Origin of the sequence: Variovorax boronicumulans, assembly GCF_009811375.1 — a bacterium.
GTDB classification, from domain to species: domain Bacteria; phylum Pseudomonadota; class Gammaproteobacteria; order Burkholderiales; family Burkholderiaceae_C; genus Variovorax; species Variovorax boronicumulans.
In genome coordinates this window covers 1,622,148-1,639,032 of sequence record NZ_BKDH01000001.1, presented here as the reverse complement: position 1 = coordinate 1,639,032, position 16,885 = coordinate 1,622,148, and the positions used below count along the sequence as shown (strand labels likewise).

Annotated in this window: 21 protein-coding genes; 13 read left to right on the top strand and 8 right to left on the bottom strand. The window is 67.3% G+C overall.

Annotated features, from left to right (window positions below; translation table 11 throughout):
* The first annotated feature begins 48 nt into the window (after positions 1–48).
* The 8 genes from VHAB30_RS07400 (at position 49) to VHAB30_RS07365 (ending at position 6,303) form a co-directional block, all read left to right on the top strand.
* Positions 49–258: a DUF4287 domain-containing protein gene (locus tag VHAB30_RS07400; protein ID WP_070061083.1), complete on the top strand. Its 210-nt coding sequence runs from the start codon at positions 49–51 to the stop codon at positions 256–258.
* Between the two features lie 21 nt (positions 259–279).
* On the top strand, positions 280–840 hold the full coding sequence (locus tag VHAB30_RS07395) for a hypothetical protein (RefSeq protein WP_159276376.1): 561 nt from the start codon (positions 280–282) through the stop codon (positions 838–840).
* 69 nt (positions 841–909) lie between these two features.
* On the top strand, positions 910–1,281 hold the full coding sequence (locus tag VHAB30_RS07390) for a VOC family protein (protein WP_159276374.1): 372 nt from the start codon (positions 910–912) through the stop codon (positions 1,279–1,281).
* 73 nt (positions 1,282–1,354) lie between these two features.
* Positions 1,355–1,879 (top strand): sigma-70 family RNA polymerase sigma factor, encoded by a 525-nt coding sequence (locus tag VHAB30_RS07385; RefSeq protein ID WP_070061085.1) that lies wholly within the window; start codon positions 1,355–1,357, stop codon positions 1,877–1,879.
* Positions 1,876–2,871, top strand: a complete 996-nt coding sequence (locus VHAB30_RS07380; protein WP_235926499.1) for a FecR domain-containing protein — start codon at positions 1,876–1,878, stop codon at positions 2,869–2,871. The genes VHAB30_RS07385 and VHAB30_RS07380 overlap by 4 nt, the downstream gene beginning before the upstream one ends.
* Positions 2,872–3,001: 130 nt before the next feature.
* Entirely contained in the window at positions 3,002–5,509 is a 2,508-nt protein-coding gene (locus VHAB30_RS07375) for a TonB-dependent siderophore receptor (protein WP_216850700.1), read from the top strand.
* A 77-nt stretch (positions 5,510–5,586) separates the two neighbouring features.
* Positions 5,587–6,009, top strand: a complete 423-nt coding sequence (locus VHAB30_RS07370; protein WP_159276371.1) for a GNAT family N-acetyltransferase — start codon at positions 5,587–5,589, stop codon at positions 6,007–6,009.
* Between the two features lie 102 nt (positions 6,010–6,111).
* The gene (locus tag VHAB30_RS07365; RefSeq protein WP_139703061.1) at positions 6,112–6,303 is read left to right on the top strand and encodes a hypothetical protein; all 192 of its coding nucleotides are present in this window, start codon (positions 6,112–6,114) and stop codon (positions 6,301–6,303) included.
* A gap of 36 nt (positions 6,304–6,339) precedes the next feature.
* Here the strand turns inward: VHAB30_RS07365 and VHAB30_RS07360 are convergent, their stop codons facing one another.
* From VHAB30_RS07360 to VHAB30_RS07350, 3 genes are all read right to left on the bottom strand, one after another.
* On the bottom strand, positions 6,340–6,771 hold the full coding sequence (locus VHAB30_RS07360; protein WP_159276369.1) for a VOC family protein: 432 nt from the start codon (positions 6,769–6,771) through the stop codon (positions 6,340–6,342).
* Positions 6,772–6,851: 80 nt separating this feature from the next.
* A complete protein-coding gene (locus VHAB30_RS07355; RefSeq protein ID WP_159276367.1) occupies positions 6,852–8,333 on the bottom strand; it encodes an ankyrin repeat domain-containing protein in 1,482 nt (493 codons plus the stop codon).
* A gap of 59 nt (positions 8,334–8,392) precedes the next feature.
* Positions 8,393–8,902, bottom strand: coding sequence for a hypothetical protein (locus tag VHAB30_RS07350; RefSeq protein ID WP_159276365.1), 510 nt, complete (start codon positions 8,900–8,902; stop codon positions 8,393–8,395).
* Between the two features lie 123 nt (positions 8,903–9,025).
* Here VHAB30_RS07350 and VHAB30_RS07345 point away from each other — a divergent pair, with 123 nt between their 5' ends.
* Together VHAB30_RS07345 and VHAB30_RS07340 are read left to right on the top strand one after the other, a co-directional pair.
* Entirely contained in the window at positions 9,026–9,727 is a 702-nt protein-coding gene (locus VHAB30_RS07345) for a phytanoyl-CoA dioxygenase family protein (RefSeq protein ID WP_159276363.1), read from the top strand.
* Between the two features lie 153 nt (positions 9,728–9,880).
* Positions 9,881–10,267: a VOC family protein gene (locus tag VHAB30_RS07340; RefSeq protein WP_159276361.1), complete on the top strand. Its 387-nt coding sequence runs from the start codon at positions 9,881–9,883 to the stop codon at positions 10,265–10,267.
* 18 nt (positions 10,268–10,285) lie between these two features.
* Here VHAB30_RS07340 and VHAB30_RS07335 read toward each other — a convergent pair whose 3' ends face one another.
* On the bottom strand, positions 10,286–11,002 hold the full coding sequence (locus VHAB30_RS07335) for a winged helix-turn-helix transcriptional regulator (protein ID WP_159276360.1): 717 nt from the start codon (positions 11,000–11,002) through the stop codon (positions 10,286–10,288).
* Positions 11,003–11,105: 103 nt separating this feature from the next.
* On the opposite strand from VHAB30_RS07335, the gene VHAB30_RS07330 reads away from it, so the two are divergent.
* Complete coding sequence (locus VHAB30_RS07330; RefSeq protein WP_159276358.1) at positions 11,106–12,527, top strand: FAD-binding oxidoreductase; 1,422 nt, start codon at positions 11,106–11,108, stop codon at positions 12,525–12,527.
* Positions 12,528–12,590: 63 nt separating this feature from the next.
* Here VHAB30_RS07330 and VHAB30_RS07325 read toward each other — a convergent pair whose 3' ends face one another.
* Positions 12,591–12,986: a hypothetical protein gene (locus VHAB30_RS07325; RefSeq protein WP_235926497.1), complete on the bottom strand. Its 396-nt coding sequence runs from the start codon at positions 12,984–12,986 to the stop codon at positions 12,591–12,593.
* Positions 12,987–13,035: 49 nt separating this feature from the next.
* Positions 13,036–13,929: a LysR family transcriptional regulator gene (locus VHAB30_RS07320; RefSeq protein ID WP_159276356.1), complete on the bottom strand. Its 894-nt coding sequence runs from the start codon at positions 13,927–13,929 to the stop codon at positions 13,036–13,038.
* 88 nt (positions 13,930–14,017) lie between these two features.
* Between VHAB30_RS07320 and VHAB30_RS07315 the strand changes: the two genes are divergently transcribed.
* Complete coding sequence (locus VHAB30_RS07315; protein ID WP_159276354.1) at positions 14,018–14,836, top strand: NAD(P)H-dependent oxidoreductase; 819 nt, start codon at positions 14,018–14,020, stop codon at positions 14,834–14,836.
* A 95-nt stretch (positions 14,837–14,931) separates the two neighbouring features.
* Positions 14,932–15,321 carry a DUF427 domain-containing protein gene (locus VHAB30_RS07310; protein WP_062481469.1) on the top strand — a complete coding sequence of 130 codons (390 nt, stop codon included), beginning with the start codon at positions 14,932–14,934 and terminating at the stop codon, positions 15,319–15,321.
* 126 nt (positions 15,322–15,447) lie between these two features.
* Here the strand turns inward: VHAB30_RS07310 and VHAB30_RS07305 are convergent, their stop codons facing one another.
* Complete coding sequence (locus VHAB30_RS07305; protein ID WP_159276352.1) at positions 15,448–15,828, bottom strand: helicase SNF2; 381 nt, start codon at positions 15,826–15,828, stop codon at positions 15,448–15,450.
* 246 nt (positions 15,829–16,074) lie between these two features.
* The gene (locus VHAB30_RS07300) at positions 16,075–16,875 is read right to left on the bottom strand and encodes an APH(3'') family aminoglycoside O-phosphotransferase (RefSeq protein ID WP_159276349.1); all 801 of its coding nucleotides are present in this window, start codon (positions 16,873–16,875) and stop codon (positions 16,075–16,077) included.
* Between the last annotated feature and the right edge of the window lie 10 nt (positions 16,876–16,885).

Here is a 16,885-nt window from a genome sequence, read left to right as displayed (position 1 = left end):
CTCCCGCGTTTGCACGAATCTCACACACCACCTGCGAAAGAACCGCCCATGACCGAGACCGCCAAGGTAAAAGGACCCGCCTCGTACTTCCCCTCCATCGAGAAGACCTACGGCCAGCCGATCGCGCATTGGATGGACATTCTTCAGGCTGCGGGCCCGCTGAAGCACATGGAGCTCGTGAGCCAGCTCAAGACCCAGCATCAGATGGGTCATGGGCATGCGAATGCGTTGGTTGCAGCGTTTCTTGCGAAGAAGTAGCACGGGCCCTACCGCTCCCCGATGACACCCCAGAAGCAGCAGCTCGAACAGCATTTGGAGGACCGTGATCTCGTCTCGATCTATCGGACGGGCATCGACGATTCGCAGATCCAAGGCTTCGTGCTGGCGGTCTCGTCAGAACTGGTCCTGATTCAGTACGTCTACGACTTCCGGTTGGACGGCTTGATGGCGCTGCGAACTGAAGACATCACACAGGTGGAATTGACGGCCACTCACAGCCTCCAGAAGAAGCTGATCTTCGAAGAAGGCTTGGGGCAGCAGGTTCCCTTTGGCTTCGAGTTTGACGTGCGCAGTTGGCGCACGTTGATTGCGCAGCTGACCTTGCGTCACGCGCTGATGATCGTGGAATGCGAGGCCGGCGAAATCAACGAGTTCTTGATCGGGCGAGTTGTTCAGACCAAAGGCGACTCGCTGCAAATCGAGCATTTCACGGGGGCCGGCAACTGGGCAGGCAGCCCATCCCTGGTGAGCTACCGAGACATCACGTGCTGCCAGGTCGGCAACAACTACGCGAATGTCTACCAGCGCCACTTCGAGCGCCTTGCGAGCGCCCTTCACTGAACAGCACGGCCTCTTGTTCCGGCCAAAGCCCCCGCCTAGCATGCACCTCACCCCCAGCCAGGAGAGCCCATGCAGCTTCACACCGCCCGCATCTTCGTCCAGGACCTCGCCCTCGCCTCCCGCTTCTATGAAGAGATCCTCGGCCTGCCCCTGAAGGCCGACGGCCGCGACCAGGGCTTTTGCGTGTTCGGCGCAGGACCCATGAGCCTGGTGGTCGAAAGTGTCGAAGCAGATGCCCCGCCAGAAGACCTGGCCTTGGTGGGCCGCTTCACAGGCCTGTCTTTCGACGTGGAAAACATCCAGTCGAAGTACACAGAACTCTCGTCGCTCGGCGTGGCCTTCAGCGGCCTCCCCGAGCCGCAGTCCTGGGGCGGCATCCTCGCCACGTTGCGCGACCCCGCCGGCAACGAGCTTCAACTGGTGCAGCAGCCCCGAACGTAGCCATTGGTGCACAGTCGTCATACAATGAGAATAATTCTTATTTGGATGGCCTGGCCACCGCACTACGTCCGCCATGGCCGCCGATCCCGCTCTGCACCCGCACATCCACACCCTCTATAGCGAGCACCACGGGTGGTTGCAGGGCTGGCTGCGCAGGAAGCTCGGCAATGCCTTCGATGCGGCAGACCTCGCGCAAGACACCTTCCTGCGCATCCTCACCGCGCCAGACCACACGCCCGAGAAGCAGTGCGACTGGCAATTGCGGGAGCCGCGCGCCTACCTGACGGTGGTCGCCAAGCGGCTGCTGGCCAATCTGTACCGCCGGCGTTCGCTGGAGCAGGCCTACCTCGAGGCCTTGAGCGCGTTGCCCGAGCCGCTGGCGCCCTCGCCCGAGCAGCAGGCGATCATTCTCGAAACCCTGCAGGAGATCGACGCCATGCTCGACGGCCTGGCGCCGCCGGTGCGCCAGGCCTTCCTGATGGCGCAGCTCGAAGGACTGGGCTATGCGGAGATCGCCGCGAAGCTGGGCGTGAGCGAGCGCACCGTCAAGCGCTACATGGCCGAGGCCATGGCCCGCTGCATCCTGCTGGTCGCGTGACGGTGCAACGCACGATGGCGGTCGTGGTCGACAAGGCCGTCGCCCTGCAGGCGGCGCAATGGTTCGTCCTGCTGCAGTCGGGCGAGGCCACGGCGGCCGATCGCACGCAATGGACACGCTGGCGTGCGGCCGACCCCGCGCACGAAGCGGCCTGGCAGCGCGCCGAGCAAGTCAGCGGCAAGTTCGGCAGGCTGCCGGGCGCGCTGTCGATGCCGGTGCTGGGCCGAGCGGTGCGAAGCGACCGCCGCACAGCTGCCAAGGCACTCGCCGTGCTGCTGACCGCGGCACCTGCCGGCTGGCTGGCCTGGCGCGCCTCACCGGCGCGCGAATGGCTGGCCGACCACCGCACCGCCACGGGCGAACGCCGCGAACTGCAACTGGCCGACGGCACGCGCGTGCAGCTCAACACCGCGACGGCCATCGACGTGGCCTACGGCGCGACGCAGCGCGTGGTGCGGCTGCATGCGGGCGAAATACTCATCGAGACGGCACCCGATGCCGTGCCCTCTTCCGATCCCGCCTACCGCCCCTTCATCGTCGAGACCGCGCAGGGGCGCCTGCGTGCGCTGGGCACGCGCTTCGTGGTCCGGCAGCACGAAGGCGATCGCAGCCATCTGACGGTGCTCGACGGCGCGGTCGAGGTTCGCCCCGACCACGCGCGCAGCCTGACGGCGGTGGTGCGTGCCGGCGAGCAGGCCATGTTTTCTTCGGCGGCCATCGGCGAGATCACGGCGGCAGACGCCGATGCCGACGATTGGTCGCGCGGTGTCCTGCGCGCCAGGAACATGCGGCTGCACGACTTCCTCGCCGAGCTGGGCCGCTACCGGCCCGGCGTGCTGCGCTGCGATCCGGCGGTGGCCGACCTGCGCGTGTCGGGCGTGTTCCAGCTGCGCGACACGGGCCCGGTGCTCGACAGCCTGCCGCAGGCCTTGCCGGTGGACGTGCTCTTTCGCACGCGCTATTGGGTCACGGTGGTCGCGCCGGGCGGTTGAGGCATCGGGTGCTGGCGGCGATTCCGGCCGTGACGATTTTTTCTGTCGCGGCCTGTCCCCTTTTCTTTCCTCGCGTGTGAAGCCTTGAGGAACAGCAACTTCACACCCCTTGCAGGAGAGAGAGAAATCCATGGCCCGTCGCCGACCGTCCCCCCTTGATTCCGACGCCGTCTCGTTGCGTGCGCTGTCGCTCGCCGTGCATGGCGCGTTGTTCGCCATGGCATGCGCTGCTGCCGGGACGGTCGCCGCGCAGACGCCGGGCACGCCCAGCGCACCGGCCGCACAAGCCGAAGCACGCAAGGCCTACAACATCGCACCCGGTCCGCTCGACGAGGCACTGTCGAGCTTCGCCGCCTCTGCCGGCGTGAGCATCACGATTCCGCCTGCCCTCGCGCAGGGCAAGCGGTCGCCCGGCCTGCAGGGCCAGCACGCCGTGGGCGAAGGCTTCGCGCGGCTGTTGGCCGGCTCGGGCCTCGAGGCGGCGGGTGGTGCGGGCGGCGCGTATGCACTGCGCCGCTCGAGCATCGGCGGCCCTGCAGACACCGGCGCCGACGGCAGCACGACGCTGGCACCGGTCACCGTCACGGCCGAGGCCGAACGCAGCGCCACCACCGAAGGCACGCGCTCGTACACGGCGCGCGCGCTGACGCTCGGCAAGGGCGAGCAGGCGCTCAAGGACATTCCCCAATCGGTGAGCGTGATCACGCGCCAGCGCATGGATGACCAGGGCCTCGTCGACCTGCGCGACGCGGTCAACAACGTCACGGGCGTGGTGGGCGTCAAGGGCGTGGGGCCGGGCATGGTCCTCACGTCGCGCGGTTTCCAGATCGACGCCTGGCAATACGACGGCGTGCCCGTGCCGCGCAACATGTACTCGCTGGGCAACTGGGCCACCGAAGACACGGTGTTCTTCGACCGCGTGGAAGTGCTGCGCGGCGCCTCGGGCCTGCTGCAGGGCACGGGCAGCCCGGGCGGCGCGATCAACCTCGTGCGCAAGCGCGGCCAGCCCGAGAAGACGCTCACGCTCACCGGCAAGGCGGGCTCGTGGGACCACTACGGCGCGCAACTCGACGCCGGCGGTCCGCTCAATGCCGAAGGCACGCTGCGCGGCCGCGTGGTGGTCGACGAAGACCGCAGCCACTCGTTCACCGACTACGTGTGGCGCAAGACGCGCTCGCTCTACGGCGCCATCGACTACGACATCTCGCCCGACACCACCGTCGGCTTCGGCGTGAGCCACTCGCACGCCAAGGGGCGTCCGATGCTGCGCGGTTTTCCGCGCTACCCGGACGGCACCGACATCGGCCTGCCGCGCTCCGTGTTCACGGGCGCCCTGTGGAACCACAGCGACATCGAGCAGACCACGGTGTATGTCGACGCCGAGCACCGCTTCAACGACAAGTGGAAGCTGAAGTTCTCCGCGCTCGGCATGAACGAGAAGAACAGCGCGCAGCACCAGCGCATGCACGGCGACGTGCAAGCCGACGGCAGCGGGCTGAACTTCGCCGACTGGGACACCCGCTTCGATTCGCGCAAGCTCGGCTTCGACGTCTACCTGCGCGGACGCTTCGACGCGCTGTCGATGCAGCACGACCTGACCATCGGCGCCAACTACTCGAAGTTCGAGTCGACCGACCGGTATGCGCGCCGGTTCAGCGGCGGCGGCAACATCTTCGCCATCGACCACAACCGCCCTGCGCAGAACTACGACACCATCATGGCGGCGGGCGGCGGGAAAAGCCACACGCACTACGACGTGCGGCAAAAGGGCATCTACGGCAGCTGGCGGGCCCAGTTGGCCGAGCCGCTCACGGCCATCGTCGGCGCGCGCCTGAGCTGGTACGACTACCTCTACTCGAGCCAGTCCGCGGGCTTCACGAGCACCGTCAGCACGTCGGGCGAAGTGACGCCGTACGTCGGCCTCGTGTTCGCGCTCAACAAGCAATGGTCGGCCTACGCGAGCTACACCGACGTGTTCGAGCCGCAGACCGAGCGCACCGTCTCGGGCGACGGGCTCAAGCCCATCATCGGCAGCAACTACGAGGTGGGCCTGAAGGGCGAACTGATGGACGGCCGCCTGAACACCTCGCTGGCCGTGTTCCGCTACGACCACACCAACCGCGCCGTGACCGACCGCGACGGCGGCTTTGCCTGCGACGGCTGGTACTGCTCCAAGTCGTCGGGCAAGGTGCGCAGCCAGGGCTTCGAGGCCGAGGTCAGCGGCGAGGTCGCGCCGCGGCTGCAGCTCACGGCGGGCTACACCTACAACACCACCCGGTTCCTCGAAGACCCGGACAACAAGGGCAAGATCTTCAGCCAGTGGACGCCCAAGCACATGCTGCGCGTGTGGACCAATTACCAGCTGCCCGGCGACTGGAGCCTGCTCAGCGTGGGCGGTGGATTCAGCATCCAGAGCCACACGCTAGGCTACGACCGCACGTACAAGGTGCCCGGCTTCGCCGTGTGGAGCGCACGCCTGGCCTACCAGCTGACGCCGGAGGTGGCGCTGGCCGTCAACATCAACAACGTCTTCGACAAGCGCTACTACATCCCGGCCTACAGCGAGGCCAACGGGAACAACAACTACGGCGATCCGCGCAATGTGCTGTTCACGGTGAAGTACACGCCGAAGCTGTGAGTTAGGGAGAAGGGGCGCGCGGGTGGCGTGGCCCCTTTTCGTTCTCGCGCTGCCAACGCGCGGAAAATAGCCTTGCCATGAACTACATGATTTCGAACGAACGAACCGTCACCTGGCAGGAGTTTGGCCATCTGATGGCGTTGGTCGGTTGGGGCAGCGGGTACGACGAAACATCGTTCGAACGCTCCCACCGGGCCTACCCGCTCGTCGTCCACGCACGTGCAGGCAGCGGCGCGCTTCTCGGCTATGTCTCAGCCTTCAGCGACGGGGCATTCACGACGATGCTCGGTGAACTGGCTGTCCACCCGGACGCCCAGGGCTCGGGCATCGGCCGGGCGCTACTGAGCGCCGTTGAAGCGGAGTTTCCTGGTGTCCCTGTCTATGTCAAGGCGCTGGGCAATGCGAAGCGATTCTTCGAGGCATGCGGCTATCGCAGCCCGAGCGAAGAAATGACAGTGCTGTTCAAAAAGGCTCGTTCTGGCTCCGGGCAGGCTCTTTGATCAGTGCATGGCCCCGATGCGAGAGACACAACGAACGCCTCCTGATGATGAGTAACCCCGAAACGACTGCGTGGGTACGGGCGAACGCTGGACGCGTCACGCATGAGTGAAAAACTGAACTTCGTAGGGGGCGCCATCGGCCTCCTGGTCCTGCTGGGCGGCACGGTTTTCTGGCTCCGACACGACCTGAAGCGCCTGCGCAGCCTCAAGCGAAAGCTGCGGCTCGGCGCCCTGCTTACGCAGGCAGAACAGGACGAGCTGGCGTCGCTGCAGGGAAAGTACCCCTGGGCCTGACGACCGCCCTCGCCTTCACGACGTACCTCGAACGGATCAGAACCTGATCCACACCGAAGCCGCACTGCGATCGGCCTCGCCGTGAAACACAGCTTCGATGTTGTTGCCATCCGGGTCCAGCACGAACGCCGCGTAGTACCCCGGGTGGTAGGCGCGTTCACCCGGCGGGCCGTTGTCCCGACCTCCGTGCGCCAATGCGGCCTGGTAGAAGGCGTCGACCATGGCCCGGTCCTGCGCCTGGAATGCGATGTGGTGGCGCCCGGTGAGTTCGCCCTGCACTTCGTCGCTGTCGCGCGTCGACACGAACAGTTCGTCGGCCCAGAAGTTGCGCGCGTCGGAGCCGCCCATCGGGATCTTCAGCGCCTCGAAGACGGCGCTGTAGAAGACCTTGCTGGCCGCCAGATCGCGAACGACCAGTCCGATGTGGTCGATCAGGCGGCCGCGATGCAATTCTTTTTGTGCACTCATGAAGCGCTCCTGTCAGCGGAGATCGGAGTGGCGGAATCTACCAAAGCCAACCTCGGATATCGAGCGACAGGGTTTGCATCTCAGGGCCGACTCAGCTTCAGCAATTTCTTCCATGCGGTCAGCGACGCGCCATGCGATGGCGGGCGCGCCTGCAGCCATGCCTGCGCCGATGCATGCGGCGGGTAGTGGCTTCGCAGCGCCGGATCGGCACCTGCAGCCACCAGCAGCCGCGCGATCTCGAGGTGGTTGCGCGTCACCGCGCGCATCAGCGCGTTGTCCGTCCAGAACCCCGCTGGCGGCAAGGCGCTTTCAGTGCCAGGCGCGGGCGCGAACGGCACCCGGCCGACAGGCAGCGTGGCCTGCAGCAACGTCGGTGAACCTGCCTGCGACGCGAGCGAAACGTCTTTGCAAGGAGGCGGCAGCACATGGACCAGGCGGGGCAGCCCCGACGAGGTCTGCGGCTGCGGCACCAGCTCGCTGCGCAGCGGCGCGGGGGTCTGGTGGTTCACGTCGACGCCCAGGGCCAGCAAGGCGCGCACGGCCTCCACGTTGCCGGCATCGACCGCCGACGCCAACGGCGTCATGCGTCCGCACGCGACGGTTTCGAAGGCGCGATAGGCGGCCAGAGCCTCCTTTGGCTTCTGCTGCAAGATCAGCAGGTAGACCCGTGCCTCGGCCGGTGCCCCTGCTTCGAGGGACGGCCACTGCGGCGGGTCCATGGCCCGGTGCAGCAGGCGGGCTGCCTGCAGATGCCCCTGCGTCGCGGCTGCACGCACAGTGCGCTCGGTCGCCGGCAGGCCCTGCGCCAGCAGCAGGCGAACGATCCCCGCATCGCCGCCCCTGGCCGCTGCATCGAGCGCGTTGTGCCCATCGGCATCGGCGCCCCGCACTGCGTCCGGCTCCATGACCGCCAGGAGCTGCCGAATGCTCTCCAGGCTCCCCTTCTCCGCCGCCATCGCCAGCGCCGACACGCCCTGCGCATCGCGCACATCAGGACGAGCGCCCGCGGCGAGCAACAGCCGCACACGCGCCGGGTCGTGCGCATGCTCGATCAGCGGCGGGTTCGAACTCGCGGCGTTGGGGTCGGCACCGGCGGCCAGCAGCGCCCGAATGGCCCAGGTCGTGGGCGCGAAGAACAACGGAAGGCCGCCGTTGCGATCGGGGGTGTCGGGGTTCGCGCCCGCCTTCAGCAGCAGCGCCAGGGTCTGGCGGTAGTCGATGGCGTGCGTGTCGCTGATGCCGCCGGAGCCCGCGAACTTGGCTGCGCGCAGCAGCGCCGTCTCGCCGTCGTTGGCGTTGCGGTAGTTCACATCGGCATGGCGACGCAGCAGCAACTTCACCATCTGCGCGTTGCCTTGCTGCGCGGCCTTCATCAGCGGCGAGTCGCCCACATTGAAACCGTAGCCCTGCACATCGTTGGCACCAAAGCCCTGCGCAAGAAATTCCTCGACCTCGCGCAGGCGACCGCGCTCCACGGCATCGAAGAACGGGATCTGCGCTTGCGCGGACGTCGTGTCGCGAGCGGGTTTGGCCTCGGCCGGATGCGCGGGCATGTGGAGCATGAGAGCTGATGCGAAGGCGATGCACCAATGAAAGGATGGGTTTCGTGTGAACACTGCGGTCAGGCCTCGCTGGCCTGTCGATCGATACCCGCCACGAGGCCTTGCAGCCACAGGCGGTGATCACTGAAAGTACCCAGTCGCTCCTCGGCCGCCTCCCTCACGGCCAGGTGCTGGTCCAGGTACCGGAACCCGACCCGCCGTGCGGCCTCGTGCAGAACGCCCTCCGGCACTTCGTTTTCGTACAGCGCGTCGAACCGGGTCACCCAGAAGCCTTGCTCGGTCAACGCGATCCGCTCGAAGGCGCGAGGGTCTTCCACGCTGAACTCGACGAACTCCAGGCCGTCCGGGTGCGCGCGCAGGCCCGTCACCCGGCTGCTGCGATCCCACAGCGGAACCCATGGCGGCCCGTCGGGTGCGCGGGCGCCGTGGTACGCGAGGAACGGCGGCCCCAGGCAGACCGTGCGGAACACTTCATGGAGGCACTCGCCCATCGCCAATTGCACCAAGGGCGCGGACGCGCCGAGCTGCTGCAATGTCGACATCCGCAAGGTCTCTGCAACCACGGTCATCCTGCGTCCTCCTTGATCTGCTTTGGGCCGATGTTAGCCACGCCCGCCACGTGCAGCCGCTCTTGTATTCTTGCTTCCACGCCGCGCGACGTTCATTAGCGGACTGCGCGGCCGCTTCAAGCCATGACCCCCTCTCACGCCGACTTCTTCATCGACAAGGGCTATGTGCGGTTGGAAGGCTTCCATCCGCACAAGCAGATCGCGGGCCTGCGGCAGAAGCTGCTCGATGAGATCAAGCGCCTGAAAGCCTTGTCCGGTGGAAAGAGCCTGCCCGGCGCGCTGCAAAAACTCCCCGTCTTCCAGCAGATCGGCAAGCTGTCCGCGCTCGTCAAGGTGCCCGGCGTGCACGAAGCGCTGGTGACGCTGGCGCTGATCGACTGCGTCACCCGACTCGGTGGACGTGCCCCGACCGCCATCCAGGACACGCAGCTGCTGCTGTCCCCGCCCCTTCAAGGCGCCTCGACCCTCACGGGCCTGAACTGGCATGTCGACGTCTCGACCCGACCGCAAGACCCGCTGCCGGGAATCCAGGCCTTCTTCCTGATCGACGACGTGGCACCCGGCGGCGGCGCGACGCTGGCATTGGCCGGATCGCATCGCGTCGGCACACCGGGGCGGGTTGCGGCCTCCGAGCTGAGGCAGCTTCTGAAGACGACCGGCGACCTGGCGCAAAGCCTCCATCCACTGGGCATCGACCTCGTCGAGATGTCAGGGCGCGCGGGCGATGTCTTCCTGATGGACCTGCGCCTCTTGCACACGCCCTCCGTCAACTCGACGAAGAACGTGCGGATGATGGCGACGACGCGCTGCTTCCTGAACACCTGAAGCGAGTGCACGACAGCGCCTCGCATCACCAAACAGGTTACCCACCGCACTGGCATCGCGCCCGCCTCAGGCGTAAGCTGACCACCACCCGGCCAGCCAAGGCCATGCCGCCAAGCGGCACCCGCTGCGCCGAACTGTGCGAAAGGACCCACCATGCTGTCCGATTCGTCTGTCACGACCATGCTTCCCGTGAAGGACATGGACCGCGCGCGTGCCTTCTACGAAGGCTGCCTGGGCCTGAAGGCCGGTGGCTTGCGGCCCGACGGCAAGTTTGTCTACACGGTGGGCGGCAGCACGCTGGCGCTGTTCCCCAAACCCGAGGGCACCAAGGCCGACCACACGGCGATCAGCTTCCAGGTGCCGGACATCGCCGCCAGCATCGACAAGCTGAAGCGCGCCGGCGTGGTGTTCGAGGACTACGACTTTCCCGATCTGAAGACGGCCGACCATGTCTGCGTGCTCGGTTCGGAAAAGGCGGCGTGGTTCAAGGACACGGAAGGCAACTTCCTGTGCATTCACGAGGACCTTGCGCCGGCGTAGCTGGCTCGCCGTGAGCAGCTACGGCGCCAGAGATTGGCCGTCCGGCAACGTCCGTCCCGCGGCGCGGCGCGTCGAGGCGAACACGCTGGTGCCCAGCCACCGCCACAGGTCTTGCGCGTCGCACCTCGCCCCATCGACACGGATCTCGCGCGACTGAAGCGCCTGCGCAGGCGTGCGATCGCCCGTCCACACTTCGGTCAAGGCGCGCACGGAGGCATCCACCACGAGCGTCAGCTCACGCCCCGGGTCGTCGCGGCACAGATCGGCCACGCCGTCCTCCACCACGAGCCACCACGCGCGCTCGCGCGTCCGTGCGTCGCGGAGCTGGAAGTGGATGATCACCGGTCGGGGCGGGAACTCCTGAATGCACGCGAACCGGCGCATGTCCCACATGAGCAGGCCCGCATCCAGCTCATCGTCGCGCAGCCGGCTGCCGATCCACTGCGCACCCCAATGGCCCAGCGCCATGACGATGGGTCGAAGTTCCTCGCCGGCCTCGGTGAGGCTGTATTCCCACACCTTGCCGACGGTGTTGCGGCGCACGACACCGAATTCCTCGAGGCGATGAAGCCGCTGCGCCAGCAGGCTGGTGGACATTCGCGGTACCCCGCGATGCAGGTCGTTGAAGCGCTTGCTGCCGCACAGCAATTCGCGCACGACCAGCGGCGTCCATCGCTCGCACAACACCTCGGCCCCCCTGGCGACGGTGCAGAACTGACCGTAGGTGTTTTCCATCGCCTCGTCTCCAGAGCGGCAACGCTTCAGATTCTGGACTTGTTCGCTCGCCTGGTCACGCGCAAGCTGCCCCCGACTTCCTCACTCTTTTCGGAGACGACTCATGACGATCCAACTCACACGCATGGACGGCGGGACCGTGGACCTTTCGCCGGAGATCCTGCAGTCGTTCAAGGCCACGTTCAAAGGCCAGGTGCTGACCGCGGAGGACCCGGCCTACGAGGAGTCGCGCAAGGTCTGGAACGCGATGATCGATCGTCGCCCGGGCCTGGTGGCGCGCTGCACCGGCACGGTCGATGTCGTGCAGGCCGTCCGGTTCGCGCGCCAGCATGGGCTTCTGAGTTCCGTGCGCGGCGGCGGCCACAACATCGCAGGGCTTGCGGTCTGCGAGGGCGGCCTCATGATCGACATGTCGCTGCTCCGAGGTGTCTGGGTCGATCCGGCGCGTCGCACGGCGCGCGCGCAAGCGGGCTGCACGCTGGGCGACGTCGATCGCGAGACGCAGCTGCACGGGCTCGCCGCCGTGCTCGGTTTTGTGTCTGCCACCGGGATCGCGGGCCTCACCGTCGGTGGCGGATTCGGCTACCTCACGCGTCGCCATGGCTGGACCTGCGACAACGTGGTCTCGATGGAGGTCGTGACGGCCGGCGGCGAGGTCCTGCGTGCGTCTGCGGACGAGAACGAGGACCTGTTCTGGGCGCTGCGTGGTGGCAGCGGCAACTTCGGCATCGTCACCTCCTTCGAGTACCGGCTCTTTCCCGTCGGCCCCGAAATCCTGGGCGGTGCGATCGCATGGAGCGGCGACGACGCCCGGCAGGTTCTCGACGCCTACCGTGCGTTCAGCGCAGAGGCCCCGCGCGAACTGACCAGCGTGGCGGTTCTGCGGATCGCGCCGCCGGCGCCCTGGCTCCCGAAGGAGGTGCACGGCAAGCCGATCGTGGCCATCTTCGTCTGCTACACCGGCAAGGTCGAAGAGGGAGAGGCATTGATCGCACCGCTGCGCGCGCTTGGCCGGCCGGTGGCCGACATCGTGACGCGCCGGCCCTACACGCAGATGCAGAGCCTGCTCGACGCCACGCAGCCCAAGGGACGGCGCTACTACTGGAAGTCGCACTACCTGCCTGGCATCGATCAGCGGACCATCGACCTCGCCGTGACGCATGCGGGCCGGATTCAATCGCCCCATTCGGCCATCCTCCTGTTCCAGATACAGGGTGCGCTGGGCGAGCTGCCTGCCGGGCATTCGCCGGCGGGCAACCGGGACGCGGCCTATGTGCTGAACATCGCGGGCTCCTGGGAGAAGCCGGGCGACGACGACATCCACATCCAGTGGGCGCGGGACTGCTTCGAAGCGACGCGCGCCTGCTCGACAGGCGGGGCCTACATCAACTTCCTGACGGAGGAAGAGGGTCAGGACCGCATCGAAGCCGCATACGGCCGGGCCAACCTGGACAAACTCGCGGCACTCAAGCGCAGGTACGACCCCGGGAACTTCTTCCGTCACACAAAGAGTGTCTCCGGCTGAACCGATCGTCGGCGACTTGTTGGCGGCCCTTCACAGGTGCATCCGGCGCAGGCGCCCGGTGATCTAGTCCCACGCAGGAAGCTGCAGCAAGGCATCGGTGGGACGGTCCAGGATGTCGACGCCAGCGAAAGCGGTCCCACCCGGCAAGAGCCGGGCGTCGCAAATGACTTCCCAGCCGTGGCTTTCAGTGCGCCGGGCCAGGCACACCTCCTCGCCGGCCGCGAGGAGCTTGACGCATTCGCCAACGCTGACGCGCTGTGCGGTGCCAAGAGAAAACTCCGTCGAACCGAACTCCTTCTCCACGACCGGGTGAATGGCGACGAGGTCCACCTTTCCGTCCTTGAAGTGAACCGCGGTAATTGCGTGCTGGGCCATCTTCGACCTCCATTCGTGCAGAGAGAGCCCCGACAGGCCCACGCTTCGACTGTACGCCCGCAGCGGCAAGCTCTGCGTCGTCATGGCGGAAAGCCGATGCCGGCGAAGGGGCTGGCGGGCTCGCCAGCCGGCGCTACAAGCTGCGGGCGATCTGCTCGCGCAGCCATCGATGCCCCGGGTCGCGATGCCGCCGCTCGTGCCACAGCATCGCCATCTCGTAGCCCGGCACCTCCAGCGGCGCTTCCACCACGCGCAGCCCTGGCGCGCCGCGCGCCAGGCGCTCGGGCAGCATGGCGACCATGTCGGTGCTGGCCAGCACGGACATCATGAAAAGAAAGTGCGGCACCGACAGCGCCACGCGCCGCGTGAGGCCCTGCGCCGCCAGCGCCCCGTCGGTCGGCCCGGCAAAGCCGCCGCCGCTGAGCGACACCACCACATGCTCCAGCGCGCAGAACTGCGCGAGCGTGGGCCGGCGCTTCAGGCGCGGGTGCCCTGCCCGCCCGGCCAGCACGTAGCGCTCGTGGAACAGCACGCGCCGGTGCAGGCCGGGCGGCGCGCCCACGCTGGTGTGGAAGAACAGGTCGATCTCCGCCTGCTCGAGCTGACGCGCCATGCGCGTAGGCACGGCCTCGACCACGGCCAGCCGGGTGTGGGGCGCGGCCGCGCGCAGGCCGGCCAGCGCGGGCAGCAGGATGGCCGACTCGGCGTAGTCGGCCGCGGCCACGCGCCAGGTGGTGGTCGCCTTGGCCGGGTCGAAGGGCTGGCTGGGCGCCACCGCGCGGCCCAGCGATGCGAGCGCTTCGCGCAGCGGCTCGCGCAGTTCGTCGGCGCGCGCGGTGGGCCGCATGCCGCGCTGCGCGGGCACGAGCAGCGGGTCGCCGAAGAGCTCGCGCAGCTTCGCCAGCTGCACGCTCACCGAGGGCTGCGAAAGGTTCAGGCGCTCGGCCGCGCGGGTCACGTTGCGCTCGGCCAGCAAGGTGTCGAGCGTGACCAGCAGGTTGAGGTCGATGCGGCTGAAATTGTTCATGGCGATACCTGGCATTCAAACTATTCATTTCCAATATAGCTTGGCAATCCCTAACCTGAGGGCATCTTCACTCGAACCCTTTGACACCGTGAACATCCTGCTGGTCCTTGCCCATCCCGAAGCCGCCTCGCTGAACGGCTCGCTTCATCGCTTCATGGTCGAACGCCTCACGAGCGCCGGCCATTCGGTGCGCGTGTCCGACCTGTACGCGATGCGCTGGAAGCCCGCGCTCGACGCCGACGACTTTGCCGCGCGCGACACCGCCGCGCCCTTCGACCCCGTGCTCGACTCGCTGCGCGCCTTCGAGGGCGGCACGCAGACCGCCGACATCGCCGCCGAGCAGGAGAAGCTGCTGTGGGCCGACACGGTGATCCTGCAGTTCCCGCTGTGGTGGTACTCGATGCCCGCCATCCTCAAGGGCTGGATCGAGCGCATCTACGCCTACGGCTTTGCCTACGGCGTGGGCGAACATTCCGATACACACTGGGGCGACCGCTTCGGCGAAGGCACGTTGGCCGGCAAGCGCGCGATGCTGGTGGTGACCACCGGCGGCTGGGCCTCGCACTACGCCCCGCGCGGCATCAACGGGCCGATGGACGACCTGCTGTTTCCCATTCACCACGGCATCCTCTACTACCCCGGCTTCGACGTGCTGCCGCCCTTCGTGGTGCACCGCACGGGCAAGGTCGATGCCGCAGCCTATGCGCGCATCACCGGCGAGCTGGGCGAGCGGCTGGACACGCTGTGGACCACCGACCCGATTGCGTTCCGCCGGCAGAACGGCGGCGACTACGAAATTCCGGCGCTCACGCTGCGCGAACACATCGCGCCGGGCCGCGCGGGCTTCGGGGTACACCGCAAAAACAGCGAATCTGAAACTTTGGTTTTCGAGCCCGGCCGCCTTTAACCACGCCGGGAACAGGTGGATTCGCGGGAGACTTCAAATCGTCGCGACAACGCAGCAAGATGCGCATCCGCCGATTCGTCCGAAGGAGCTTGTCCATGTTCGCCACGCCAGAACGCACCGTCAAGATTCCGGGCCCCGACCATGCGATCACCATCACGCCGAATCCGTTGCGCGTGGTGGTGTCGGTGGGAGGCCATGTCATTGCCAGCTCGCGCGAGGCGCTGACCTTGCGAGAGTCGCATTTCGGCACGGTGCATTACCTTCCGCGCAAGGACGTGCGCATGTCGCTGCTGGAGCGCACCACGCATGCGACCTACTGCCCGTACAAGGGCGAGTGCGCCTACTACAGCATTCCAGCCGGCGGCGAGCGCTCGGTGAATGCCGTGTGGACCTACGAGTCACCCTATGAATCGGTCGCGCCGATCAAGGACTACGTGGCCTTCTATCCGGACCGCGTGGGCACGATCGAAGAACGCTGCTTCTGACAACCACCCCGCCCCGTCCGTGAAAAAATCGGCCCTTGCTTTCGCAAGGCCGGTTTTTCTTTCCCTGGCCCGCCGACACCCGCCCCGTGGGGCCGAGTGCGCGTGCCTGCCTGTCAGACCGATCGATTACAGCGGCAGTGCCTCGCCGCGTGCGGCGGCACGGGCCTCGGCGCGCACGCTGGCGCGGTCCAGGCCGCTGGCCAGCACCGGGGCCACGCGGGAGGTCACGGCTTCGCTGTAGGGGTTCTCGCTGCGAGCGGCCACCACGGCCTGGGCGCGCACGGTGTCGCGGCTCACGGTCGACACGAACACCTGGGCGGGGCCTGCCTCGGCGCCGGTGGCATAGGGGTCGGCGCTGTGCGCGGCCACGACGGCTTGTGCGGCGACGTCAGCGCGGCTGGCGGCCGAGGTCAGGCGATGCACGCCTTCGTAGGTTTCAGCGTGGGCGGCACCGGCGACGGCCATCAGGGCAACAGCAACGGCGGAGAGGATCTTCGAGGCGTTCATGGCGGTTTCCTTCTTCAATTCAGTTCAGTAGTACAAGTGTTGGCTTGGATGGTTTGAACCGGTCTTGGGTGGGTCACCGTCCCTCTTCTTGAAGGGCGGCCAACTCGCTCGGGGCCTGTTCATCCGGACCGGCTTTGGGGGCCGGTCCGTGAGATGAATTGTGCGGTGGGATCTAGGTAAAAACCCGCGGCAAAAAGAACCACGGCGTTCCCGAAAAGGAAACAATGCGGCGCCCCTGCGCAGCCATCAGCCCCAGGTCAGCGGGTCGAGCCGAAGATAGAAATCGAGCCGGCCGTCGTCGGGCGCGTCGATGCCCAGCTGCGCGAACAGCAAGGCATGCGCGGTGCGTGCGTCAGCCGCATCGCGCCAGCTCTCTCGCGCATTGCCCAGCAGCAGCGACAGGTCGACATACCGGTCCGCCGTGCCGAGCCGCCCCACGTCGATGAGGCCCGTGCATTGCAGCGTCTGCGGATCAACCAGGAAGTTCGGCAGGCAGGCATCGCCGTGGCACACGACGCGGTCTTGCGCCTCCTGCGCGAGCCGGTGCGGCAGGTCGGCGTGCAACGGCGCAAGCAGCAATGGCGGCGGCACGTCCTGCTGGTCGGGGTCGAGGAACTCCGGGTTCACCGCGCCGCGCGCGACGACATCGGCCGCGCGGTCGAACATGGCTGACAGCGGGCGCGCAAACGGGCACTCGCCCGCCGGAATCTCGTGCAGCGCGCGCAGGCGCCGCGCCATCGACGGCCAGGCACGCAGCAGCTCGGCCGCCGGCAGGTCGCTGGCCGGCACGCCCGGCACCACCGTCGTGACCAGGCAGGCCCCCTCGGGCGTCGCGCGCCAGTCGAGCACGCGCGCGGAGCCCACGTTGTACGGCGCGAGCCATTCGGTGCGCCGGCGCTCCTCGTCGAGCTGCGTGGCGCCCGCACCGAGCGACACCTTCGCGAACGCAACGCCATCGCTGCGGCGGAACACCGCATCGCCCGACTCGCCCTCGCTGGCCGGCGTCCACGTCGTGCCGGCGGGCAACCGGGGCAGCAGCTGTTCCATCGTGCCCATG

Coding starts and splice junctions, on each gene's coding strand:
- VHAB30_RS07300 (WP_159276349.1), bottom strand. CDS start 16,875: ATGGAACAGCTGCTGCCCCGGTTGCCCGCCGGCACGACGTGGACGCCG.
- VHAB30_RS07325 (WP_235926497.1), bottom strand. CDS start 12,986: ATGACGACGCAGAGCTTGCCGCTGCGGGCGTACAGTCGAAGCGTGGGC.
- VHAB30_RS07390 (WP_159276374.1), top strand. CDS start 910: ATGCAGCTTCACACCGCCCGCATCTTCGTCCAGGACCTCGCCCTCGCC.
- VHAB30_RS07320 (WP_159276356.1), bottom strand. CDS start 13,929: ATGAACAATTTCAGCCGCATCGACCTCAACCTGCTGGTCACGCTCGAC.
- VHAB30_RS07335 (WP_159276360.1), bottom strand. CDS start 11,002: ATGGAAAACACCTACGGTCAGTTCTGCACCGTCGCCAGGGGGGCCGAG.
- VHAB30_RS07375 (WP_216850700.1), top strand. CDS start 3,002: ATGGCCCGTCGCCGACCGTCCCCCCTTGATTCCGACGCCGTCTCGTTG.
- VHAB30_RS07370 (WP_159276371.1), top strand. CDS start 5,587: ATGAACTACATGATTTCGAACGAACGAACCGTCACCTGGCAGGAGTTT.
- VHAB30_RS07305 (WP_159276352.1), bottom strand. CDS start 15,828: ATGAACGCCTCGAAGATCCTCTCCGCCGTTGCTGTTGCCCTGATGGCC.
- VHAB30_RS07355 (WP_159276367.1), bottom strand. CDS start 8,333: ATGCTCCACATGCCCGCGCATCCGGCCGAGGCCAAACCCGCTCGCGAC.
- VHAB30_RS07360 (WP_159276369.1), bottom strand. CDS start 6,771: ATGAGTGCACAAAAAGAATTGCATCGCGGCCGCCTGATCGACCACATC.
- VHAB30_RS07310 (WP_062481469.1), top strand. CDS start 14,932: ATGTTCGCCACGCCAGAACGCACCGTCAAGATTCCGGGCCCCGACCAT.
- VHAB30_RS07385 (WP_070061085.1), top strand. CDS start 1,355: ATGGCCGCCGATCCCGCTCTGCACCCGCACATCCACACCCTCTATAGC.
- VHAB30_RS07395 (WP_159276376.1), top strand. CDS start 280: ATGACACCCCAGAAGCAGCAGCTCGAACAGCATTTGGAGGACCGTGAT.
- VHAB30_RS07340 (WP_159276361.1), top strand. CDS start 9,881: ATGCTGTCCGATTCGTCTGTCACGACCATGCTTCCCGTGAAGGACATG.
- VHAB30_RS07400 (WP_070061083.1), top strand. CDS start 49: ATGACCGAGACCGCCAAGGTAAAAGGACCCGCCTCGTACTTCCCCTCC.
- VHAB30_RS07345 (WP_159276363.1), top strand. CDS start 9,026: ATGACCCCCTCTCACGCCGACTTCTTCATCGACAAGGGCTATGTGCGG.
- VHAB30_RS07350 (WP_159276365.1), bottom strand. CDS start 8,902: ATGACCGTGGTTGCAGAGACCTTGCGGATGTCGACATTGCAGCAGCTC.
- VHAB30_RS07330 (WP_159276358.1), top strand. CDS start 11,106: ATGACGATCCAACTCACACGCATGGACGGCGGGACCGTGGACCTTTCG.
- VHAB30_RS07365 (WP_139703061.1), top strand. CDS start 6,112: ATGAGTGAAAAACTGAACTTCGTAGGGGGCGCCATCGGCCTCCTGGTC.